Consider the following 346-nt stretch of genomic DNA (forward strand, 5'->3'; position numbering starts at 1 on the left):
GGACTCCTGGAACCACGGGTGCTGGTCGCTGGTGTGGTTCATGACGAAGTCGATGATCACGCGCATGCCGCGCTGGTGGGCGGCGTCGACGAACTCCACGAAGTCGGCGAGGTCACCGAACTCGGGCAGGACGGCGGTGTAGTCGGACACGTCGTAACCGCCGTCCCGCAAGGGGGACTTGAAGAACGGCGGCAGCCACAGGCAGTCCACGCCGAGCCACTGCAGATAGTCGAGCTTGGCGGTCAGGCCCTTCAGGTCGCCGATGCCGTCGCCGTCGCTGTCCTGGAAGGAGCGGACCAGCACCTCGTAGAAGACCGCGCGTTTGAACCAATCCGGGTCCCGGTCC

Annotated in this window: 1 protein-coding gene; it reads right to left on the reverse strand. The window is 65.9% G+C overall.

What is annotated here, in order from left to right; translation table 11 throughout:
• Window positions 1-346: alpha-amylase family glycosyl hydrolase (locus ADK64_RS10465; protein ID WP_267888537.1), on the reverse strand; the 346-nt coding region annotated here is incomplete at both ends.

The organism is Streptomyces sp. MMG1121 (assembly GCF_001280015.1).
Classification (GTDB): domain Bacteria; phylum Actinomycetota; class Actinomycetes; order Streptomycetales; family Streptomycetaceae; genus Streptomyces.